Origin of the sequence: Cobetia sp. 5-11-6-3, from assembly GCF_013374055.1 — a bacterium.
Classification (GTDB): Bacteria; Pseudomonadota; Gammaproteobacteria; order Pseudomonadales; family Halomonadaceae; genus Cobetia; species Cobetia marina.
The window spans coordinates 68,146-88,240 of sequence record NZ_BLWJ01000002.1 but is presented as its reverse complement, the minus strand read 5'-3'; the positions used below and the strand labels follow the sequence as shown (position 1 = coordinate 88,240).

18 protein-coding genes are annotated in these 20,095 nt (G+C 65.0%); 2 read left to right on the top strand and 16 right to left on the bottom strand.

Features of this window, described 5'->3' with window-relative positions:
• Positions 1–153: 153 nt before the first annotated feature.
• Together HXS66_RS04310 and HXS66_RS04305 are read right to left on the bottom strand one after the other, a co-directional pair.
• Positions 154–2,541 carry an FdhF/YdeP family oxidoreductase gene (locus HXS66_RS04310; protein WP_373996119.1) on the bottom strand — a complete coding sequence of 796 codons (2,388 nt, stop codon included), beginning with the start codon at positions 2,539–2,541 and terminating at the stop codon, positions 154–156.
• A 69-nt stretch (positions 2,542–2,610) separates the two neighbouring features.
• Positions 2,611–3,387, bottom strand: a complete 777-nt coding sequence (locus tag HXS66_RS04305) for a formate dehydrogenase accessory sulfurtransferase FdhD (protein ID WP_077378706.1) — start codon at positions 3,385–3,387, stop codon at positions 2,611–2,613.
• A gap of 315 nt (positions 3,388–3,702) precedes the next feature.
• On the opposite strand from HXS66_RS04305, the gene HXS66_RS04300 reads away from it, so the two are divergent.
• A complete protein-coding gene (locus HXS66_RS04300; RefSeq protein WP_176502947.1) occupies positions 3,703–4,776 on the top strand; it encodes a rhodanese-related sulfurtransferase in 1,074 nt (357 codons plus the stop codon).
• 74 nt (positions 4,777–4,850) lie between these two features.
• On the opposite strand, the gene HXS66_RS04295 is transcribed toward HXS66_RS04300, so the two are convergent.
• The 8 genes from HXS66_RS04295 to HXS66_RS04260 form a co-directional block, all read right to left on the bottom strand.
• Positions 4,851–5,738, bottom strand: coding sequence for a LysR family transcriptional regulator (locus HXS66_RS04295; RefSeq protein ID WP_077378700.1), 888 nt, complete (start codon positions 5,736–5,738; stop codon positions 4,851–4,853).
• 195 nt (positions 5,739–5,933) lie between these two features.
• Positions 5,934–6,065: an entericidin A/B family lipoprotein gene (locus HXS66_RS04290; protein ID WP_077378697.1), complete on the bottom strand. Its 132-nt coding sequence runs from the start codon at positions 6,063–6,065 to the stop codon at positions 5,934–5,936.
• A 152-nt stretch (positions 6,066–6,217) separates the two neighbouring features.
• Positions 6,218–6,349 carry an entericidin A/B family lipoprotein gene (locus HXS66_RS04285; protein ID WP_077378694.1) on the bottom strand — a complete coding sequence of 44 codons (132 nt, stop codon included), beginning with the start codon at positions 6,347–6,349 and terminating at the stop codon, positions 6,218–6,220.
• 57 nt (positions 6,350–6,406) lie between these two features.
• The gene (locus tag HXS66_RS04280) at positions 6,407–6,538 is read right to left on the bottom strand and encodes an entericidin A/B family lipoprotein (protein ID WP_077378691.1); all 132 of its coding nucleotides are present in this window, start codon (positions 6,536–6,538) and stop codon (positions 6,407–6,409) included.
• 65 nt (positions 6,539–6,603) lie between these two features.
• Complete coding sequence (locus tag HXS66_RS04275; RefSeq protein ID WP_084209433.1) at positions 6,604–7,599, bottom strand: zinc-dependent alcohol dehydrogenase family protein; 996 nt, start codon at positions 7,597–7,599, stop codon at positions 6,604–6,606.
• Between the two features lie 143 nt (positions 7,600–7,742).
• Positions 7,743–8,522: a TSUP family transporter gene (locus HXS66_RS04270; RefSeq protein WP_077378685.1), complete on the bottom strand. Its 780-nt coding sequence runs from the start codon at positions 8,520–8,522 to the stop codon at positions 7,743–7,745.
• A gap of 185 nt (positions 8,523–8,707) precedes the next feature.
• The gene (locus HXS66_RS04265) at positions 8,708–10,780 is read right to left on the bottom strand and encodes a TRAP transporter permease (RefSeq protein ID WP_205632796.1); all 2,073 of its coding nucleotides are present in this window, start codon (positions 10,778–10,780) and stop codon (positions 8,708–8,710) included.
• A gap of 381 nt (positions 10,781–11,161) precedes the next feature.
• Positions 11,162–12,169 (bottom strand): TAXI family TRAP transporter solute-binding subunit, encoded by a 1,008-nt coding sequence (locus HXS66_RS04260; protein ID WP_077378679.1) that lies wholly within the window; start codon positions 12,167–12,169, stop codon positions 11,162–11,164.
• A gap of 360 nt (positions 12,170–12,529) precedes the next feature.
• On the opposite strand from HXS66_RS04260, the gene HXS66_RS04255 reads away from it, so the two are divergent.
• Positions 12,530–12,958, top strand: a complete 429-nt coding sequence (locus HXS66_RS04255) for an HIT domain-containing protein (RefSeq protein ID WP_077378676.1) — start codon at positions 12,530–12,532, stop codon at positions 12,956–12,958.
• 138 nt (positions 12,959–13,096) lie between these two features.
• Here the strand turns inward: HXS66_RS04255 and HXS66_RS04250 are convergent, their stop codons facing one another.
• From HXS66_RS04250 to HXS66_RS04225, 6 genes are all read right to left on the bottom strand, one after another.
• Positions 13,097–14,353, bottom strand: a complete 1,257-nt coding sequence (locus HXS66_RS04250) for a nickel/cobalt transporter (protein WP_176502946.1) — start codon at positions 14,351–14,353, stop codon at positions 13,097–13,099.
• The gene (locus HXS66_RS04245; protein WP_077378670.1) at positions 14,350–15,099 is read right to left on the bottom strand and encodes a DUF1007 family protein; all 750 of its coding nucleotides are present in this window, start codon (positions 15,097–15,099) and stop codon (positions 14,350–14,352) included. The genes HXS66_RS04250 and HXS66_RS04245 overlap by 4 nt, the downstream gene beginning before the upstream one ends.
• Before the next feature lie 133 nt (positions 15,100–15,232).
• A complete protein-coding gene (locus HXS66_RS04240; protein ID WP_176502945.1) occupies positions 15,233–16,663 on the bottom strand; it encodes a sigma-54 dependent transcriptional regulator in 1,431 nt (476 codons plus the stop codon).
• Entirely contained in the window at positions 16,656–18,656 is a 2,001-nt protein-coding gene (locus HXS66_RS04235) for an ATP-binding protein (RefSeq protein WP_176502944.1), read from the bottom strand. Before HXS66_RS04235 ends, HXS66_RS04240 begins: the two co-directional genes overlap by 8 nt.
• 13 nt (positions 18,657–18,669) lie before the next feature.
• Positions 18,670–19,086 carry a hypothetical protein gene (locus HXS66_RS04230; protein WP_176502943.1) on the bottom strand — a complete coding sequence of 139 codons (417 nt, stop codon included), beginning with the start codon at positions 19,084–19,086 and terminating at the stop codon, positions 18,670–18,672.
• Positions 19,086–19,712: a hypothetical protein gene (locus HXS66_RS04225; protein WP_136939105.1), complete on the bottom strand. Its 627-nt coding sequence runs from the start codon at positions 19,710–19,712 to the stop codon at positions 19,086–19,088. The genes HXS66_RS04230 and HXS66_RS04225 overlap by 1 nt, the downstream gene beginning before the upstream one ends.
• Positions 19,713–20,095 lie beyond the last annotated feature (383 nt).

Sequence of the window (20,095 nt, the reverse complement as noted above, 5' to 3'; positions counted from 1 at the left end):
ATGAGCCGGCACTGAAGACGGGAAAGGACGTACGCCGAGCGAAGCGGGCTCGGCGTACGGGAATATTCTAGACACACGACTGCCGCGCGACGAGTCTCCTCGCCACGCGGCAATGTGGTGATGCTTGCATCCTGCTGCTGGCGCCTCGCACCGTCAGGCGATGCGTGAACTGCGCTCCAGCCGCACGGGGACCGCCTTGGAGGCAGGTGTGCCGGTATCGCTGCCATGGCTTTCCAATGCGACCAGCACATTGGTTTCCGGATAATAGGCACCGATGCAACCGGCCGGGATATCGTATTCCACCAGCTTGAACTGAGGCGCACGCCGCTCACTGCCATCCGGGCGCGGCTCACCGACCATGTCGACCCAGTCACCATCGGCCAGTCCCAGGCGGGCAAGGTCCTGCGCATTGATGAAGACCACTCGACGCTGACCCGACACGCCACGATAGCGGTCGTTGTAGCCATAGACGGTGGTGTTGTACTGATCATGGCTACGCATGGTCTGCAGGGTCAACCAGCCTTCCCGACGCGCGAGCTGCTGATGCAGCACGGACCCCGGCAGCGCCGCCGCCGAGAACTGCGCCTGGCCACTGGTGGTGGGGAAGCGCAGCTCACGCACCGGATTGGCGAGATGGAAACCGCGCTTGTGGGCCAGACGGGCATTGAAATCGGCAAAGCCGGGAATCACCGCCGCGATCTCGTCGCGGATGAGATCATAGTTCTCGCTCAGCGCCTCCCAGTTGACCGGGTCACTCACGCCGCGCCGTGGCAGCACCCGGGCAAGCGTGGCGCGCGCGATACCCGCGATGATGCCGGGTTCCGAGCGCAGCTCGTCACTGGCCGGCGCCTTGATGCCAGCGCTTGAGTGCACCATCGACATCGAGTCCTCGACGCTGATGTGCTGGGAGGCCACCTGTGCGGAGCGGTCGATCTCGCTGCGCCCCAGACACGGCAGAATCAGCGCTTGCGTCGTCTTGCCGATCACCAGATGACTGCGGTTGAGCTTGGTGCTGATCTGCACGTTGAGCTTGAGGTTGCGCATGGCCGCCTCGGTGCGCTCGCTGTCCGGCGTGGCGCGCGTGAAGTTGCCGCCCAGCGCGATGAAGGTCTTCGCCCTGCCCTGCTCCAGCGCCGCCAGACTCTCCACGGTGTTGAAGCCCTGGCCACGCGGCATGCTCACGCCATAGCGGGCTTCGAGTGCATCGATCAACGCGGCCGGCGCCTTCTCGTCGATGCCCATGGTGCGGTCACCCTGGACATTGGAATGTCCGCGAACGGGGCAGGCACCGGCACCGGGACGCCCGAAATGGCCCCCGAGCAGCAGCAGATTGACGATCTCCCGGACGCTGTCCACGGCGTGCAGATGTTGCGTGATGCCCATCGCCCAGGTGCAGATGACGTTGTCGGCCCCGGCGAAGATCATCGCGGCCTCCTCGAGCTGCGTACGGGTCAGCCCGGACTGATCCTCGAGCGTGGCCCAGTCCGTCGCCTCGATCACGTCCTGCCAGGCCGTCGCTCCCCGCGTGTGGTGCTCGATGAAGGAAGCAGCGCGCGTGAATTCGCCGCGCGCCTCCATGGCGAAGAGTGCCTTGGCCATACCACGCACCGCCGCCATGTCACCCCCCATCCGCGGCTGGTAATAACGATGGCTGATGGGCTGACTGGAGAGGGTCATCATCTCCAGCGGCGACTGCGGGTCGGCGAAGCGCTCCAGCCCCCGTTCACGCAACGGATTGAAGCTGACGATGCGCGCCCCACGTCGAGAGGCACGTCGCAGGTCCCCCAGCATGCGGGGATGGTTGGTGCCGGGGTTCTGACCGAACACGAAAATGGCATCCGCGTGCTCGAAATCCTCCAGCAGTACCGTGCCCTTGCCGACACCGAGGCTCGCCTTCATGCCGACGCCACTGGCCTCATGACACATGTTGGAGCAGTCGGGGAAGTTGTTGGTGCCGAACAGACGCACGAACAGCTGATACAGATAGGCCGCCTCGTTGCTGGCGCGTCCGGAGGTATAGAACAGCGCCTCATCCGGGGACGTCAGCGCATCGAGGTGCTCGGCGATGATCGCGAAGGCCGCCTCCCAGCTGATCGGCTCATAGCGGTCACTGGCCGCGTCGTAGCGCATCGGTTCGGTCAGGCGACCCTGATCCTCGAGCATGAAGTCGTCCCAGCCCAGCAGCTCCGTGACGGTGTGCTGAGCGAAGAAGCTTGGCGTGACACGCTTGGCGGTCACTTCCCAGGCCACTGCCTTGGCGCCGTTCTCGCAGAATTCGAAGGAGGAGCCGTGCTCCGGATCGCCCCAGGCGCAGCCGGGGCAGTCAAAGCCCTTGTCCTGATTGGCCTTGAGCAGGGAGCGCACGCTCTTCCATGGCGCCCTGGAGTGGCTGACATGCTGACCGACGCTCTTGAGCGCCCCCCAGCCGCCCGCCGGACCGGAGTAGGCAGCGATGCGGGGATGGCGCGTCATCCTCTCATCCTCACGTGGCAGGCGAGCCGATGCGTGCTCAGGCGTCTCGGGGGCGGCAATATCAGTCATGTCAGGGTCCACAGGCAAAAGGGGAAGGCGGGAAAGGTTCAGACAGGCGTGAGGACACGCCAGGGGCCGTCAGTCGGCCTGACCACTGAGCAACTCGAGTCGACGCCCGCGATGGGCACAGATCAGGTTGAGATCACAGGCACGCGCGGTCTCCACCGCCAGGCGTGAAGGCACGGCAAGGGTGGCAAGCGTCGGAATGCGGGCACGGATGGTCTTCTGGACCAGCTCCAGACTGCAGCGACTGGAGACCAGCAGCGCCTCGGGCCAGACGCCGCTGTCGAGACTCATGCCGATCACGCGGTCCAGCGCATTGTGGCGACCGATATCGGCCCCCTGCGAGATCAGGCCGCCCTCAGCGTCCAGCCCCAGCGCCAGGTGCATGCCGCGCCGTGTTGCGCGCTCCAGGCGCTCCAGCCCACGCATCAACGCCTCAGGTGAGAGCGCTGCCCGTGGCGGCAGTCGTGTCAGGCCAGCCATCAGCTCGGCCTCATCCTGCACGCCACAGGCGCCACAGCTGGACACGCTGCTCTCGCGCCGCTGATGGCCCTCGGCCTTGCGCGCCAGCGCCTCGCTGACGTCCAGACGCACCGCCAGCCCATGGCGCAGCCGCGAGAGATGGATGGCAGTGACCTCCTCACGCCGCGTGATCCAGCCTGCGGTGAAGGCGTGCCCCAGCGCCAGTGGCTCCAGCGCCTCGGGGCTCGCCAGCAGCGTGCCCATCGGGATCTCATTGAGCACCAGACTCACGGGTAGCTCGGAGGGCCCATCCAGCTCTCGCAAGGGCCGCTCACGCGCATCCTGATAACGCAGTCCCTCGGTCGCTGCTTGATAGAGTGAATCACTCATTCCGACACCCCGTTGTGCGCGACATCACTGTGCAGATTCGCGAATGTACGCAAGCCGTCATGGCGATACGATAGCGTCATCATCGATCGCTCACCAATTGAACTCGCCCGTACCTTGATAGACACCATCAATGAAATTGCCAGCATGAGGCGACCCCTTGATCCTGCGCAGGAAATTCGTGCGCGAGTCACGTAAAATATGCCGCCGAACCACGAAGGCTCGCCTGGACGACGCGGCACTCACGGGCTGTCGCACGCCTTCCCTTCTGATCATCCTGCTCCGGATTTACGTTCCGGCCCGCATGAGGACTCCTGCATGACCGATACCCCCACGACCGTCGCACCGACTGCCGACACCGCTCGTCCCAGCCCGCTGGCGCCGCAGCATGTCGTCTGCGCGCTCTACAAGTTCGTCACCCTCGAGGACTTCGAGGCGCTGCGCGAACCGCTGCTGGCAGTGATGGACGAGCATGGCATCCGCGGCACCCTGCTGCTGGCACGCGAAGGCATCAATGGCACCGTCTCCGGCTCTCGCGCCGGCATCGATGCCCTGCTGGCCTGGCTGACGGCAGACCCGCGCCTGGCGGAACTGGACACCAAGCAGTCTCTGGCAGAGCAGTCCCCCTTCCTGCGTGCCAAGGTCAAGCTCAAGCGCGAGATCGTCACCATGGGCGTGGAAGGAATCGACCCGCGCCATACCGTCGGTACCTACGTGGAGCCGAAGGACTGGAACGCGCTGATCTCCGACCCTGACGTGCTGCTGATCGACACCCGCAACGACTATGAAGTGGAAGTGGGGACCTTCAAGGGTGCCGTCAACCCGAACACGGCCGCTTTCCGTGATTTCCCGGACTATGTCTCCCGTGAGTTGGACCCGCAGCAGCACCGCAAGGTGGCGATGTTCTGCACCGGAGGCATTCGCTGCGAGAAATCCACCGCCTATCTGAAGGAGCAGGGGTTTGAGGAGGTCTATCACCTCAAGGGCGGCATTCTGAAGTATCTGGAAGAGGTGCCCCAGGAAGAGACGCTGTGGCAGGGCGAATGTTTCGTGTTCGATGACCGTGTCACCGTCGACCACAAGTTGCGCCCCGGTCAGTTTGACCAATGTCACGCCTGCCGTCTGCCGATCACGCAAGCGGACAAGCAGAGCGACAAGTACCAGAAGGGTGTCAGCTGCCCGCGCTGCTACGACAAGCTCAGCGATGCCCAGAAGGCACGCTTTGCCGAGCGCGAGAATCAGATTCGTCTCGCCGAGCAACGGGGTGAGGCGCACCTGGGCAAGGACGCGCTCGCCCAGATGCAGGCGCGTCGTGACGCCAAGCAGCGTCAGCGCGAAGCGGCTCGTCTGGCCGCGCTCAAGGCGCAGACGCAGGACGCCGACAAGGGCTGACCCCGACCTCGTGCGTGGCTGAAGACTGATCAAGACACCCCGTTTTCACGGGGTGTCTTGCGTTGCCCCCTCCATCATCCGTCCACGTCTGCCGACCGAGGGAGCGAGCGCAACAGCTCCAGCACGGCATTCAGCCGACGGCTATGCTGTTGGCCGCTACGCCACAGCAGCCCCACCGTCTCGCCCTCCCCGGGCAGGCGTCGCGCCACCAGCCCCGTACCGAGACGCGAGTCGGCAAGGTGTTCCGCCAGCACGCTCACCCCCAGGCCCGCCTCCAGCATCACGCCCAGCGCCGCGATGGAGTTGGCTTCCAGCAACGGCGACGGCTGATGGTTCAGCTGAGCCAGTTGCTGATTGAGCCGGCGTCGCTGCTGCATCTCCGGCGTCAGCAGCACCAGCGGATACTCCCGCAGACACTCCCATGCGGGTGTCTCGGGCAGCAGGAAATGCGCCTGACTGGCAATCAGCGCCGAATGCTCCTGATAGAGCGGTCGGCAGGCGAAGCCGCTCATGGCGGGGGCCGCCGGATAGCCGACCGCGAGATCCAGCTCACCATCCTCCAGCCCCTGAGCCAGCGAAGAGGTGGACAGCTCCCGCATGCGCAGGGAGAGCTGGGGAAAGGCCTCACGCAGACGCGGCAGGAATTCCCCCACCGCCGCCAGCGCGGACGGCACGACACCCAGCGTCAGCCGACCGGTCAGCACGGCCTCGGGTGACAGATCTCCCTTGAGCTCATCCAGCTCGGCGATGATGCGCCGCGCATGCGTCAGCACCCGCTCCCCCTCCGGCGTGAAGCCTTCGAAACGATGCCCTCTGAGAATCAGCGCCGTGCCCAGCTCCTCCTCGAGCTGCTTGAGACGCGCCGAGAGCGTCGGCTGGGTGACATGGCAGACTCGCGCCGCCCGTCCGAAATGGCGTTCATTGGCCAGCGCGACCAGAAAGCCCAACTGCCGATGATCCATGACGGGGTCCTTGCAAGGGGGAGAGTAGAGAAAGTGAATGGCACGCAGAGCAGCTGCATGCGACGACGGAGGGCCGGACACGACGACGCCCGGCAGGAATCACCGGGCGTCATCATCGGCGCAGGGCCGCTATTGCATCGCGCCTCATGCCTCACGTCTCGTGCTGACAGTGAAGCGGCGTGTCTGGCGACCTGCTTACTGGGCAGCGTCCTGAACGGCTTCACCTGCGTGTTCGACATCCTGGCCGGCACCGTCAACGGTGTTGCAGCCGGAGAGTGCCGCCACAGTGAAGAAAGAGGCGAACAGCAGTGCAATGGTACGGGACATGGTCATGCTCCTTGTGGTGATGGATATCATGGATCCTGCCATTCAACGCGTCATGCCTGCGCTGATACCCATTACCTTGGGCCACCCTGCGGGGTTTCAAGGGAGAAATTCATGTTTCGTTCATTGCCTGAATCCGCTGCCACCTCACTCGCTCAGCTGGCCGACTCCTCGATGGAGCCCCCCAGATGCTCAAGATCTTCCCCGAAGCCTTCCACGGTGTTGCAGCCTCCCAGCATCAGGCCGAACAGCAGAGCCGTACCGGTCATCATCATGAAGCGTCGCATGGGTATTCCTCTCTCAAGTGCCTGATCGCACGCAAGGTGTCGATCAGGCCGTCAGGCTCAGCTGGCTGCGTTGTCGATCTTGCCACCCAGGTGTTCAAGATCCTTGCCAAAGCCGGCCACCGTGTTGCAGCCCGTCAGGGCCACGCTGGCCACCAGCAAGGCGGCCATCATCAAGCGAGTCACTCGCATGTCATGCATTCCTGATCAATCGTCTCTGCCACTCTGACCTTCGTGACACTGGAAAGTGCCAATTCTCAGCGATTCACCAGCAGAATCTTGCCCAGTGCCTCGCCGGATTCGATCAATTCATGTGCCTTGGCGATATCTCGGAAGCTGAACTGATGCTCGTCCAGCAGCGGGCGAACCGCCCCGGCCTCCAGCATCTCGCTCAAGGCGTTGAGCAGCTCCGGCTGCTCATCCATGCCGATACCGGTCAGCAGCGGCACCGAGCGGAAGATGACATGCAGCGACAGATTCTTGGCGTGCAGCTGGGTCAGGTCGTGGGTCGAGCGGGTGTTGATGGAGCACAGCCGACCGGAGATCGCCGTGGCCTCGATGGAGCGATCCAGATTGTCACCACCGACGGTGTCGAAGACGAGATCGAAGCCACGCCCGGAGGTCAGGCGTGCCACGTAGTCACTGACCGCTTCCTCGCGATAGTTGATGATCTCGTCGGCGCCCAGCTGACGCGCCAGATCGGCCTTGGCCTCGCTGGACACGGTGGTGGTGACATGTGCGCCGAGATACTTGGCGATCTGCACCGCGACATGGCCGACCCCTCCGGTACCGGCGTGGATCAGCACGTGCTCGCCTTCCTTGATCTGACCGCGCGAGACCAGCGCCGTCCAGGCCGTCAGGAACACCAGCGGCAAGGCCGCGCATTCTTCCAGGGTCAGCGCCGCCAGACTCGGGCGTTTCACGATCACACGGGTATCAGCGATCATGTAATCCGCCAGTGCGCCCTGCCAGCCCTTCACGCCACCGGCGCAGCCCAGCACTTCATCGCCGACCGAGAAATCCGTCACGCCCTCGCCGACGGCGTCGATCACCCCCGCGACATCGCCATTGAGGATGGCCGGGAAGTCGGGGTGCGACTTGACCAGGCCACTGCGCAGCTTGGTCTCGATGGGATTGACGCTGGAGGCGGATACCTTGATGCGCACCTGACCTCGTGCCGGGGTCGGCGTGTCCAGCTCGCGCTCGACGAACACATCCGGGGCGCCGTATTGCTCGATGACCATGGCCTGCATGTGGGAAGACTCCTGAACAATGAGAAAGAAGCGACGCCCTGCCCGCACGGCGTCGTCATGAAAGTTGGGTGACACCGCGCCACGAAGGTGGCGCTATGTCGGCAATGACCCGAGCTTACTCCGTGTCATGCCTCAAATCAGCATCAGGTCAGCACCAGCTTGAGCACGATGAGGAAGATCACCGCCACCGTCAGCCACTTGACCCAACGCGCACCGGCAGGGCTCATGTTGACCCGCGCACCGAGGAAGGCGCCGCTCATGTTGCCGACCGCCAGTACCAGGCCATAGGCCCAGCGCACCTGACCATCGAACACGAAGACCGCCAGCGCCGGCAGGGTATACATCAACACGATGAAGACCTTGAAGACGTTGACCTGGGTCAGATCGATCTTGAGCAACCGGTAGAGCACCACGATGAACAGCACGCCGACGCCCACCTGAATGAAGCCACCATAGAGACCGATGCCGAACATCGCCAGCAGCACGATGGGAGTGATGCGTTCCGGCGTCAGCTCACGGGTGTCGATGCGCGGCGTCGGCAGCAGCATCATGATCGAGCACACCACCATCACCACGATCAGCACACCCTCGAAGGCCTCGGCACTGATCCGGGTCGCCAGCCAGGCCCCCAGCATCGCGCCCAACACGGCAGGCACGGCCAGTCGCCAGGCCACCCCCATGTTGTGCGCCCCCGCCTTGAGGAAGGTGCTGGTGGCAGTCGCACTCTGCAACGCGATCGCCACGCGGTTGGTGGCATTGGCCTGCGCGGGGGGCAGGCCGAGAAACATCAACAAGGGCAGCGTCAGCATCGAACCACCCGCCGAGAGCACATTGATGAAGCCGGCCACGCCACCCAGCGCGATCAGCGCCACCACGCTGATCAGATCAAGGCCGCCTGCCAGCCCTGCCACATCACTTGTCATGCCGACATTCCTTGTCTTGCCGTAAAAGGGGGACACGCTGCACCCACTTCGTCATTCAGAGCGCGCGATGCCCGACACACCCTCCTCGCAGGAACCTCGCGAAGGCAGGGATGCCGGGCATCGTGGGTGATGCATTGCGTCACGTCATGCAGGATTCAGGCACGTCTGCCGGAACCTGCCGGAACTCAGGAAGCCAGGGCTTCCTGACGGCCACTCTGGCGCACGCTGTAGGTCAGCACGCCCAGGAAGATGGCCAGCCCGGCGATATCATAGGTCAGCTGACCATGCGGCCACAGCATCAGCGCTCCCAGCGGGAACATCGCCAGACGCAGCCACCAGGGCAGTTCGTGCTCCAGATAGCCTTCCATGCCCGCCACGATAGCGTAGATCCCGAACAGCGCGAACACGAAGACCGTCAGCATCTCACCGATGTCACCGGAGATCAGCGGACTCCAGGCGAACAGCAGCGGCACGATGTAGAGCCCCTTGGCGATCTTCCACGCCATCAGGCCTGTCTTCATCGGCGGTGTCTTGGCGATGGCGGCAGCCGCGAAGGCGGTCAGGCAGACCGGCGGCGTGACGTTGGAGTCCTGGGACAGCCAGAAGATGATCATGTGGGCACTCACCAGTGCCATGGTCAGCACGTGCGGCGACAGCGCCTGCTCATACAGCTGGCTCTGGAAGGTATCCGGCACCAGGGCCAGCAGTTCACGTGCGGCGTCCATGCTCATCGGCGCGCCCAGCAGGTCCAGCTTGTCAGGTGCCGCCAGCATGAAGATGGCCTTGGCCTGCTCCGGCAGGTTGCCCGCCGCCAGCAGATCCACCAGCTGGGAGTGCGCGATCAGGTTGTAGAGCGCCGGGGCGGACAGCGTGCCCAGCACGATATAGGACGCCGTCACCGGCAGCCCCATGCCCAGGATCAAGGACGCCAGCGCGACCAGGATGATGGTGATCAGCAGGCTGCCACCCGCCCAGTCGGTGATCATCAGCGAGAAGGTGTTGCCGATCCCCGTGGTGGAGACGACATTGACGATCAGCCCGACGGTGATCAGCAGAATCGCCGTGGTGGTCATGTTGCGCACCCCGGCCAGCATCGCCTCGATGATGTCGCCGAGCTTCATCGGGTTCTTCGACAGCCACGAGGCCGCGATGACGGACAGGATCGCGATGCCGGCGGCGTAGGTCGGCGTGAAGCCGTAGATCAGTGCACCGACCAGCACGAACAGCGGTGCCAGATAGTGCCAGCCATCCTTGAGCACGTCCTTGAGACGCGGGCCCTGCGGGTCATCCAGCGCCGTGGCGTCGGAGCGCTTGGCCTCGATGCGCACGAACATGGCGACAGACAGGAAGTAGAGCAGCGCCGGCAAGGCGGCCACGCCGACGATGGTCAGGTACGGCACCTGGGTATAGGACGCCATGATGAAGGCGCCCGCGCCCATCACCGGCGGCATCAGCTGGCCACCGGTGGAGGCGGCGGCCTCCACGCCTGCCGCGAAGCGCGCCGGGAAGCCGGCACGCCGCATCAGCGGGATCGTGATCACGCCGGTGGAGACGGTGTTGGCGACACTGGAGCCTGAGACCGAGCCCATCAGGCCGGAGGCGAACACGGCCACGAAGCCCGGGCCACCCTTGAAGCGACCCGCCGCGCAGCGCGCCAGATCGATGATGAAGTCACCCGCGCCGGACTTGACCAGGAAGGCGCCGAACAGGATGAACATGAACACGTAGGACCAGGAAATGCGCGCGATGGAGCCCAGCATCCCTTCGCCGCCGATGAAGCTTCTGAACAGCACCGTCTCCCAGGTCAGGCCCGGGAAGTTGAACACGCCACCGACATACTTGCCCCACCAGGCCACATAGGTCAGCGCGATCAGACACAGCACCGGGATGAACCAGCCGGTGGTGCGCCGCGCGAACTCGAGAATCAGCCCCACCGCGACGATGGAGACCACCCAGTCCGCGGGGGAGAACACGACCCCACGATCATAGAGCGCATCCTCGAAGCCGATCAGATAGAGACCGCAACCCAGTGCCGCCAGCCCCAGCATGACATCCACACCCAGCACCCAGCGCTTGGCACCATCACTGGACGGCGTCAGCATCGGGATGGTCAGCGCGCACAGCAGGCCGAACAGCCCGAAGTGCAACGCGCTCACCCACAGCTCCGACAGGGTCGAGATGGTGTTGAAGTACAGATGCGCCAGACAGATGACGATGGAAATCACGAACACGGCCCGCCCTAGCCAGGGCAGTTCCATGCGCCATGGCGCGGCTTCGACGGATTCATCGCGCACACCGGACAGGTCCGGCGCATCCGGCACGGCTTCAGTGGGACGAGAGGGCTCTGGCGAGCGGGAATCATGCATGGCGGTGCCTCAAGACGGGATCAGACAGCGATGGCGCGGCGGCGACGTGTGGCGTCAACCTGCGCCCGGGCTTGCGAGGAAATGCGGACTTGCTTCATCAATGACGTCGGTGACATCAGTGATGCATGGGCAGGCTTTGGCCTGGCAGAGGCTGCCTTGCGAAACGAAGGCGCAGCATGACGCCGGACCGGCACTGTCTTGTTGGACTGCACAGCCCTCACCGCGGCCATGGGCGCGCGATGAGGGCAGCGATGGAGCGGGCTCAGGGGTGGGTCAGTCGGCGATCAGGCGCTCAGGGATCTCGATGCCCTGCTCCTTGAAGTAACGCACGGCACCCGGGTGCAGCGGCAGCGGCAGACCAGCGATGGCCTTGTCGAGTGCCATGGCCTTGGTGGCCGGGTGGATGTTGTTCAAGAACGGCAGGTTCTCGTACATGGTCTTGGTGATCTGGTAGACGTCTTCTTCGGAGACGTCATCACGTACCACGAGGATGTTCGGCTGGGCGATGGTGTTGATCGCCTTGTCCTGGCCCGGATAGGTGCCAGCGGCGATTTCATACGGTGTCCACAGCTCGAACTGGGAATTGACCTTGGCCAGCTGCTCTTCGGTGAAGTCCAGCGTGGTGATCTCGTCACCGAGGTTGGCGTAGGCACGCGTCACGGCGGAAGCCGGTGCGCCTGCCGGAATGTTCATGCCGTCGATGTTGCCGTTCTGCATCGCGTCGGCACTCGGGCCATAGCCCATGTAGGCCAGATTCATCTTGTCGGCATCGATGCCCAGCTGCTCGAGAATGAAGCGACCCGAGCCCTCGGTGCCGGAGTTCTTCTTGCCGATGGAGAAGCTCTTGCCATAGAAGTTGGTCATGTCCTCGATGGTGCCGGTCTTGACCTCATCGTTGCGTGCCACGAAGTGCTCGACGTTCTGCCACAGCATCGAGATGCTGCGCAGGTCCTTGTGCGCCTTGTTGACCGGCGGAGTGCCATTCCATGCCCAGGCGCCATAGAGACCCTGGATGATGCCGAACTGGGCCTGGTTCTCTTCCATCAGCTTGAGGTTCTCGCCGGAGCCGGCGGAGGAGATCGCGGACACCGAGATGCCGGCGGTCGGCTCGAGCTTGACCTTGATCAGCGTGGAAAGCGCCACGCCGACGGGATAGAAGGTACCGCCGGTGGTCGCGGTACCCATGATGTACTTGCCTTCCGCCTGGGCTGCGGCACTGAGGCCCAGAGAGGCAGCGATGGCGAGACCGAGGCCGGCCTTGAGGAACTGGCGCTTTTGCATGGAATGACTCCTTGGCGGGCCTGCCGGAACGCAGGCGAACCCTTATTGTTGGAATAGGCGAGACGTGGCGATAGCGGACGGGACAGCGAAGGTCAGGTCGAACTGCCCAGCCTTGAGTGAAGACTAGCAAGTGTCGAGCAGGGGCGGTATTTGGCGATGGGGGCATTGCGCCAACGGCCGGCCGGCATGGCGCAAACCGAAAAGTGGCAGGATTCTGCCGATCTGGTCACACTGGAGACATTCAGACACCTGGCCTGGGGACACCCGTGACGGCCCCGCCGGCAGACGGACCGGCAGACGGACCGGCAGATCAGCCGAGGCCATTCGGGCGCGCCAGCCCCGCGACGACAAGGAACGACAATGAATGATTTCACCCTGCACCCGCAGCTGGAGGCAGACACTCACTTCGTGGCCGATCTGGCATTGTGCAGCGTGCGCCTCATGAACGATGCGCGCTATCCCTGGTTGATGCTGGTGCCACGCCGTGCGGACATTCGCGAAGTCTATGAGCTGGACAGCCATTCCCAGCACCAGCTGTGGCACGAGACCACCCTGCTCGGCGAGCTGTTGATGCAGCTCAGTGACGGCGAAAAGCTCAATATCGGCACCCTGGGCAATGTCGTGTCACAGCTGCATGTACACGTGATCGCCCGCAGCAGCGATGATGCCACCTGGCCCGGGCCGGTCTGGGGAGTGGGACGCCCGAAGGCCTATGACAATGAAGCGCTCACCACGCTGATTGACACGCTACGCATGAAGATCGCCGAGCTGCCGACCTATTCCTTCTAGCGCCCTGTTCAGGCGCCAACGACAACGGGGCCCAGCGGGCCCCGTTGTCGTGATGGGAAGGAAAGCCAGTCAGCATGACATCAGTCGGACGCCGAGTGCCGGACGCCGAGCGCCGGACGCTGGATCGCCAAGCACCTGTCATGTGCCTGCTTCTAGTGTCTCGACGGCGGGGCGCGGAGCCACCAGAGACGCGGCGGGAGCGGCACGCAACGGGGACGGCGCACCCTGCGCCGCGCGCCCGAACGGCGAGGCACCGCGTCCGGTGGGGGATTCCAGCGCCTTGAGGCTGCTGGCGACCAGCAAGGCCCCGAACACGCTGATGACGATCCCGCCGAGCAGCCCGATCACCGCGGCCCACAGCCACTGGCGAAGCGCTCCGCCCGCTTCGCGCTTGCCGGTCAGACGCGCCGTGCCCGCCGCCAGACGCCCGCTGGCCTTCATCAGCAGCGTGGCCATTGCCACGCTGCCCACCGTCAGCGCGGTGCCCAGTGACATCGCCAGCACCGCCAGTACCCCGCTGCCGACCAGATTCAGCGCCAGCGCGGCCAGCAATACCAGAATCGCGCCGGAACACGGCCGCAGGCCGATCGCCAGCACCGCCATGCCCATGGTGCGCCAATCGCCGCTGGCCTGCTCCGCCGTCACGCCATGCGCATGGCCGCAACCGCAGTCATGCCCGTGTGAATGATCGTGGCCGTGAGAGTGGTCGCGACCATGCGACGGCTCGAACGCCAGCTCCTGCATCGCTGGCGCTTCCTGTGTCGTCACGCTCTCTTCCATGCCAATGGTGGCGGGCGCCCTGAGTGCCCGCCACAACGCACGCGCGGCACGCCACAGCAGCAGCAGGCCCAACGCCAGTACGCCGACATGGCTGAGCAGAGTGACCTTCTCGACCTGCCCGAGCACCTCACGCCCGGCCCAGTCGAGCAGTCCCGCCCCGAGGCCGACCAGCACCAGCGCACTCACGCCCTGCAGCAAGGCCGCCAGCAGCGAGAGCCATAGCGCACGTCGCCGCGCGATGGGCTGGCTGGCCAGCAGCGTACTGATCACCACCTTGCCATGGCCGGGGCCCGCCGCATGCAGCACTCCGTAAGTGAAGGACAGCCCGATCAGCGCCCAGGGGGTGCCGGGGTGCGCGGCAAGCTCGCTCATGGCGCGCCCGAGCGAGCGCTGAAAACGCGACTGTTCAGCGAAGATCCAGCCCAGCGCCTCACCCCAGGCCTGTACCAGACTCGGCCACAGGGCCATGCCCAGCACGATCAATCCGAATCCGAGGGCCAGCCACCCGGCCAGGCGTCGCCCTCGCGAAGAGGCCGGCTTGAGCAGGCCATCACGCATGCCCTTGAGGCTTTTGACATCCCCAAGCCCGGAGGTGTCCTTGTGCTCATCGCTCATCGAGACGCCTCACAATGGACACTGCCGACATCGGCGAAATACTGGCCAAGATCCATCGGCGCGGTGGCATTGATATCCAGCATCGAGGCCTCGGCGACCTTCTGGGGATCCGGGTCTGCCTTGGCGATCTTCGCCGTACAGTCCATCGGCACCTGCTGCGAGGACAACCCCTTGATCACCAGCCCTTCCTGGACGGCAATCGCGTCCGGGTCATGCAGGATCTCGATGTAATAGGTGGGATCATAGATGCGATAACTGAGCGTATGGCCGGCCATCGGCACGGGTTCGGCCAGAGGCAGTTCCATCTGGAAGGCGACGCGCTCCCCCTTGAGCCAGGTGGTCTGGCGTGTCGCCTCTCCCAGCGCCACCGGCGCTCCGTCACGCTGAACATGGGTGTAATAATCGAACTGGGAAAGATTGGCGAGGATCTCGCTGCCCAGCGCATCCAGGCGCTGCTCCATGCTGGTATCGTCCTGCAGGGCGGCCAGCTCCTGCCGCAGCGTCAGGCTATAGAAGGGGTCCAGCAACCAGTACTGACGCAATGCCACCGCCCGCCCCTGATCATCCAGGCGCAGGGTCACGCGCAGATCCACCCAGCCATGCGGATGGGCAAGCGCCGGTTGACTGACCATCAACGACGCGATGGCCAACATGCCGACCCACGCCCCCGTCAGCAAGCGCAGGCAACGACGCCAGGCGCGCGGAAACGATCGCGCATCATCGCGATGATCAACAGCAAGGGGCATGCAGACACTCCGGAAAGGCGGATACGAAGAAAAGCGAATGCCAGGCGTGGCACATCGTCGTTACCTTATAACATTCGGGGGCACGAACCACCCCTTCGACGCCAGACCGACAATTTGATTCCCGAGCAGGCGCTCATTCCGATGCCCCGTCCGCACCATGACGAAAGTCATCACGCCGCAGTCCGTACTTGTGCATCTTGAGGTTGAGCGTCCGGCGCGGAAGGGCCAGTTCCTCCAGCACCTGGGCAATGTTGCCTCGGGCACGTGTCAGGGCCGCTCGAATCAGCGTCGCCTCGAACAACGCCACCTGCGCGGCAAGCCCGTCCGGGTCCTCCTCTCCCGCTTCCTGCCCGGTCGCCGGCGGCTCCTGCCCCTGTTCACCCAGCACGGTCCGCTGGCTGGCCAGCTGACGCAGCTGGGCAAGATTTCCGGGCCAGTCGGCCGCCATGAGGGTCGTCAGCTCGCCCCGGACGAAGGGCAGTTCAGGAACCTGATGAACCTCGGCGGCCTGGCGGCTGAAATGCGCCATCAACAACGGGATATCCTCGCGCCGCTCACGCAGTGACGGCGTGACCAGCTCGATCTCCGCCAGCGCGTGCCCCCGCGTCAGCCCCAGCGTGCCGGAGGCCACCAAGGCCTGGACGCTGCACTCGGCGCTGAAGACCACCCGCGGCGCGCGACGTCCGCCCTCGGGCTGAGCGTTCAGCCAGGCATCCAGCCACTGCCACTGCTCACGGCTCAGGACGTCGACGTCATGCAGCAACAGGGTATTCATCTCGGGAGCGGCCTGAAGAGCCTCATCAATCGCCTCGGACAATGCCGCGCCGCTCGACGCCTTGGTGCTCGACGCCATACCGACCAGGGCACGACATTCGACCTTCGCCAGCAACGCGGAGGCCGGCGATGTGCCGACGCGCTGGGCCTCTCCCTCCGCCGGCGCATGCTCGGCGAGTGCCAGCGCCGTGGTGGTCCGCCCGCTGCCCGACTCCCCCGTGATCCAGACGCGTGCCGGATGCCCCTTGAGCTCCAGTATCTGCTCGCGCAACTGACGTATCTTCGCGCTTTCACCACGTAGCAGACCGGCAAGCCCCCGCACGCTCAGGCGACGACGCAGCCGCTGGTTCTCATCGCTCAGCCGCCGGCCTGCCAGCGCCTGACGCAGCTTGAGCTCGAGCGCTTCCGGGTCAAAGGGTTTCTCGATGAAATCGCGCGCTCCGCCCTGCATGGCCGAGACCGCAGTGGCCACATCGCCATGCCCTGTCATCATCAGCACCGGCAGCTCCGGCGCCTCGAGCGTGAGTCGTGACAGCAGCGTCAGCCCATCCATGCCCGGCATGCGAATGTCACTGATCACCACACTGACCGGCTCGCCGGCGGCCAGCGCTTCCAGCAAGGCCTCGGCCCGCGGGAAGCAGCGCAGGTTGAGGTCCGCAAGTTCCAGCCACTGAGACAGCGATTCCCGCACGGCCGGGTCGTCGTCCACCAGCCAGATGGGCGCCTCGCGGGTCAGCTCATGATCCTGAGTCAGGCGCTCATCGCCCGTCTCGAAGGCAGCATCACTCATGGTCAGGTGCCTCCGGGGTCAGTCGAGTGGGTGTCGGGCTGCCCGAGTCATCAGGGGGCGTGCACAGCCACAGTTCGAAGTTGGCACCGCCCAGCGCACCCGGCGGGGCATCGTCCGAAAGCCGCAGGACACCGCCCAGGTCACGTGCCATGCCATAGCTCAGAAAGAGCCCCATGCCCATGCCGTCACCCACTTCGCGGGTGGTGGTGAAGGGGTCGAACAGGGTGGCCCGCAATGCCGGGTCGATCCCGGGGCCATTGTCCTCGATGCGCAGGCAACCGCCGGGCCGCCCCTCGAGCCAGGCAACCTCAGGCCAGGCCTGCCAGCTCAGCCGGATACGGGCGCGCCCGCCCAGGGTGCCATCGCGCTGCTGACCCTCCAGCGCATCCACGGCATTGCGGATCAGGTTGGTGAGCAGCTGCTCGAGGCGCGCCTGCTCTCCCATCACCCGCACCTCTGGCATCAGTCCCTGCCGCTCGATCACGAGCCCCAGAAGCTCGCACCGCTCATCAAGCAGTTCCAGGGCGTACTCGATGCGAGGCACCAGTGCCAGCGGCGCTGGCGGCTGCTGACTGGCCGGCCGCACGAACACCCGCAACTGGCGGATCATGTCGCCCAGACGCTCGGCCAGTGCCGCGATACGCGTGAAATTGCCGCTCGCCGCTTCGGCGGCACGTGGCAGCAGCTCCGGGCGGGTCGTCGCCTGAGACACGCCACGCGTCAGCAACTTCCCGCCACTGGCGGCATAGGTGCGAATGCCGACCAGCGGCTGATTGAGTTCATGGGCAATGCCGGCAGCCATGGTGCCCAACGCCGCCAGCTTGCCCGCCTGCACCAGCTCGTCACGGGTGGCCTCAAGCTCGCGGGAGCGCTCGGCGACACGCTCCTCGAGACGCTCGTTGATCTCACGCATGACCACTGCCTCACGCCGGATGAGCCGCAGGCGCGCCTGACGCTCGCGCATCCACAGCGCCAGCATGCCCAGCCCCAGCAGTACCGCCAGCCCGGCCAGCATGGTGTTGCGCGCCTGTATATAGAGAGGCCGCAACGGCATCAGAAAGTGCAGTTGCCAGGCCAGCGGACCACTGAACAGCGACTCATCCAGATAGCGCTGGCCGACGGAAGTCGAGGAGCGGGAAGACGCCTCTCCCGCCCCCAGCACCAGACTGCCGTCTTCCAGCGAGCGCGCCAGCGGGGAGAGCGGCGCCCCGCGGAATTGCTGCTGCGCCCGGATGTCGTCGAGAGCGGCGGGCGCGAGAGGTTCGAGGGTGCGGTATTTCCAGCTCCGCCGTGAGGCCAGCAGCACGACACGATTGGCATCGGCCAGCAGTACCGTTTCGCCGGCCTGGCGCCAGGTATCCTCCAGCGCCTCCAGCGAGACCTTGACCACCAGCACGCCCAGCGGCTGGCCGTCCGCCCCCGCCACGGGCGCGGACACGAAGTAGCCGGGGCGCCCCGTGGTATTGCCCACCGCAAAGAATTCCCCGCGCCCGCCCGCCATCGCATCCAGAAAATAGGGCCGGTAGGCGTAGCGATGGCCCACGAAGCTGTCGGATTCATCGAAGTTGCTTGCGGCCAGCGTCACGCCGGAGGCATCCGTCAGGAAGATCGCGGCGGCGCCGGATTCCCGTGCCACACGCTGCAGGTGCCAGTCGAGACGATTGCCGGACTCGGCGACATCGGCCGTGTCATCGAAGGCGGCACGCACGCGCGGTTGTCGCGCCAGCATGGCGGGCAGCCACTGAAAGCGCGACAACTCCGCATTGAGGGTGCTGGCATAGAAGTGCAGCCGAGTGGCCGCATGCTGGCGTGCCTCACGCTCGCTGCGGGCGAACTCCCACTGCCAGAGCGCGAACAGCACCAGTACGCCGGCCAACAGGCTGGCGCCCAGTGCCAGCCAGGCCAGGCGCCGTCGTCGGTGCAGACTCAATCTCTCCGGGCGCAAGCGATCGGAAGATGTCCGATCACGCCCCGGGGCATGGCGCGATGTCATGGGGTGCTGGCGATCATGGCGTGCCGATCACCGGCACGGTACGTGCGTTCAGCGCCACTGCCACGTCCACCAGCAGGTTGTCGAGACGCCCCGGCGCGATCTCGGCGCCATTGCTGTCACCCGTCACGCTCAGACGAATCTGGCCGTTCACCTCACTCACCCAGGCGTCGAGGGTCAGCGGTGGTCTGGCGGCGTAGCTGGCATCCAGCCGCTCGAGATCCGGGTCTGCCCGCTCGATGATGAAGCCGCGCTCCGCAAGCGTGGTCATCAGCGTGACGAAGACCTGCCGGGAGGACAGCGTGCCGCTGTCGGGCGCGATCACCGCGGTACGGGAGTCCGGCGCATGGGTCGGCTGTGTCATGCAGCCGCCCAGCGACAGCAGGGCGAGACAGGCCACCAGACGCAGGCAGCGAGAAAGGGAAGGATTCATCAGCGCACCTCTCGAGGGTCACGGCCCGCCAGCGCGGCTTCCAGCTGACGTTCGATCTGTTGACAGCTCTCGCTGAGATTCTGTGGTCGGGCATCGATGACATACCCGCCCTGGTTGATGACCTGCTCATCACGGATCACGCGCACTCGCTCGTCCGGTGCCACCAGCGAGATGCGCTCGAAGCTGATCGGGTCGTCCCGATAGACGTCATTGCCCACCCCGACACCGATGCCACGCCCGGCGGCCACGCCATAGCCCACCGAGAACCCGATGCGAGAGCCGAAGGGCCCCTCGATGGCCCCGAGTCCCGGTTGGTCGACCTTGCGCTCCCCGGTCACCAGGCCCAGCGACAGCTCACTTTCGCGCACCTTGTAGCCACGGGCCTCCACGACCTCGGCGGCGGCGCGCAGCCACTGATCAGCATCGCCCTGACGCGGGAAGATGCAGGCCGCAGGCAGCGCTTCGCTGTCATGGGCAGATAGCGGGTCCTGACTCGTCAGCGTGGAACAGCCGCTCAGCAGCAGCAGACCCGAGATGAGCAGCCCCGTGCGAGACACCGCTCCGGCCTGCGGCGTTCGAGCGCTTGCCTCGGTCCGAGAGGGAGCTAAGGGAAGTCGAGAGAACATGCGAACGTCTCCGGTCAGCCATCTGACTTGGCGATCCATCACGATTTTCATCCGCGAGATGGCGCAAAGCCACTAGACTGACACTTAAGCCTTGTAGGATTTGTGCATAACTATAGTATCAAGCAGTAAAGGGGCCTGAATGCAGACGGTCTCATCTTAGCTCGCCACCACGCCAACGCCTACCTCATGCATGTTCCCGGGCGACGGCCAGTACCGGCTGGCACGACGCCTGACCCGCGATGCGCCATGGCATCAGCGTGCCGAAGCGCTTTCGTCCCCATCGCATTTCCATGGCCTCATCATCGGTTACACATGGAAACGATATGGCGCGGACAACTCACGACGCCACAGGTTCAATAAGTTACCATTATCGTCGAACAGGC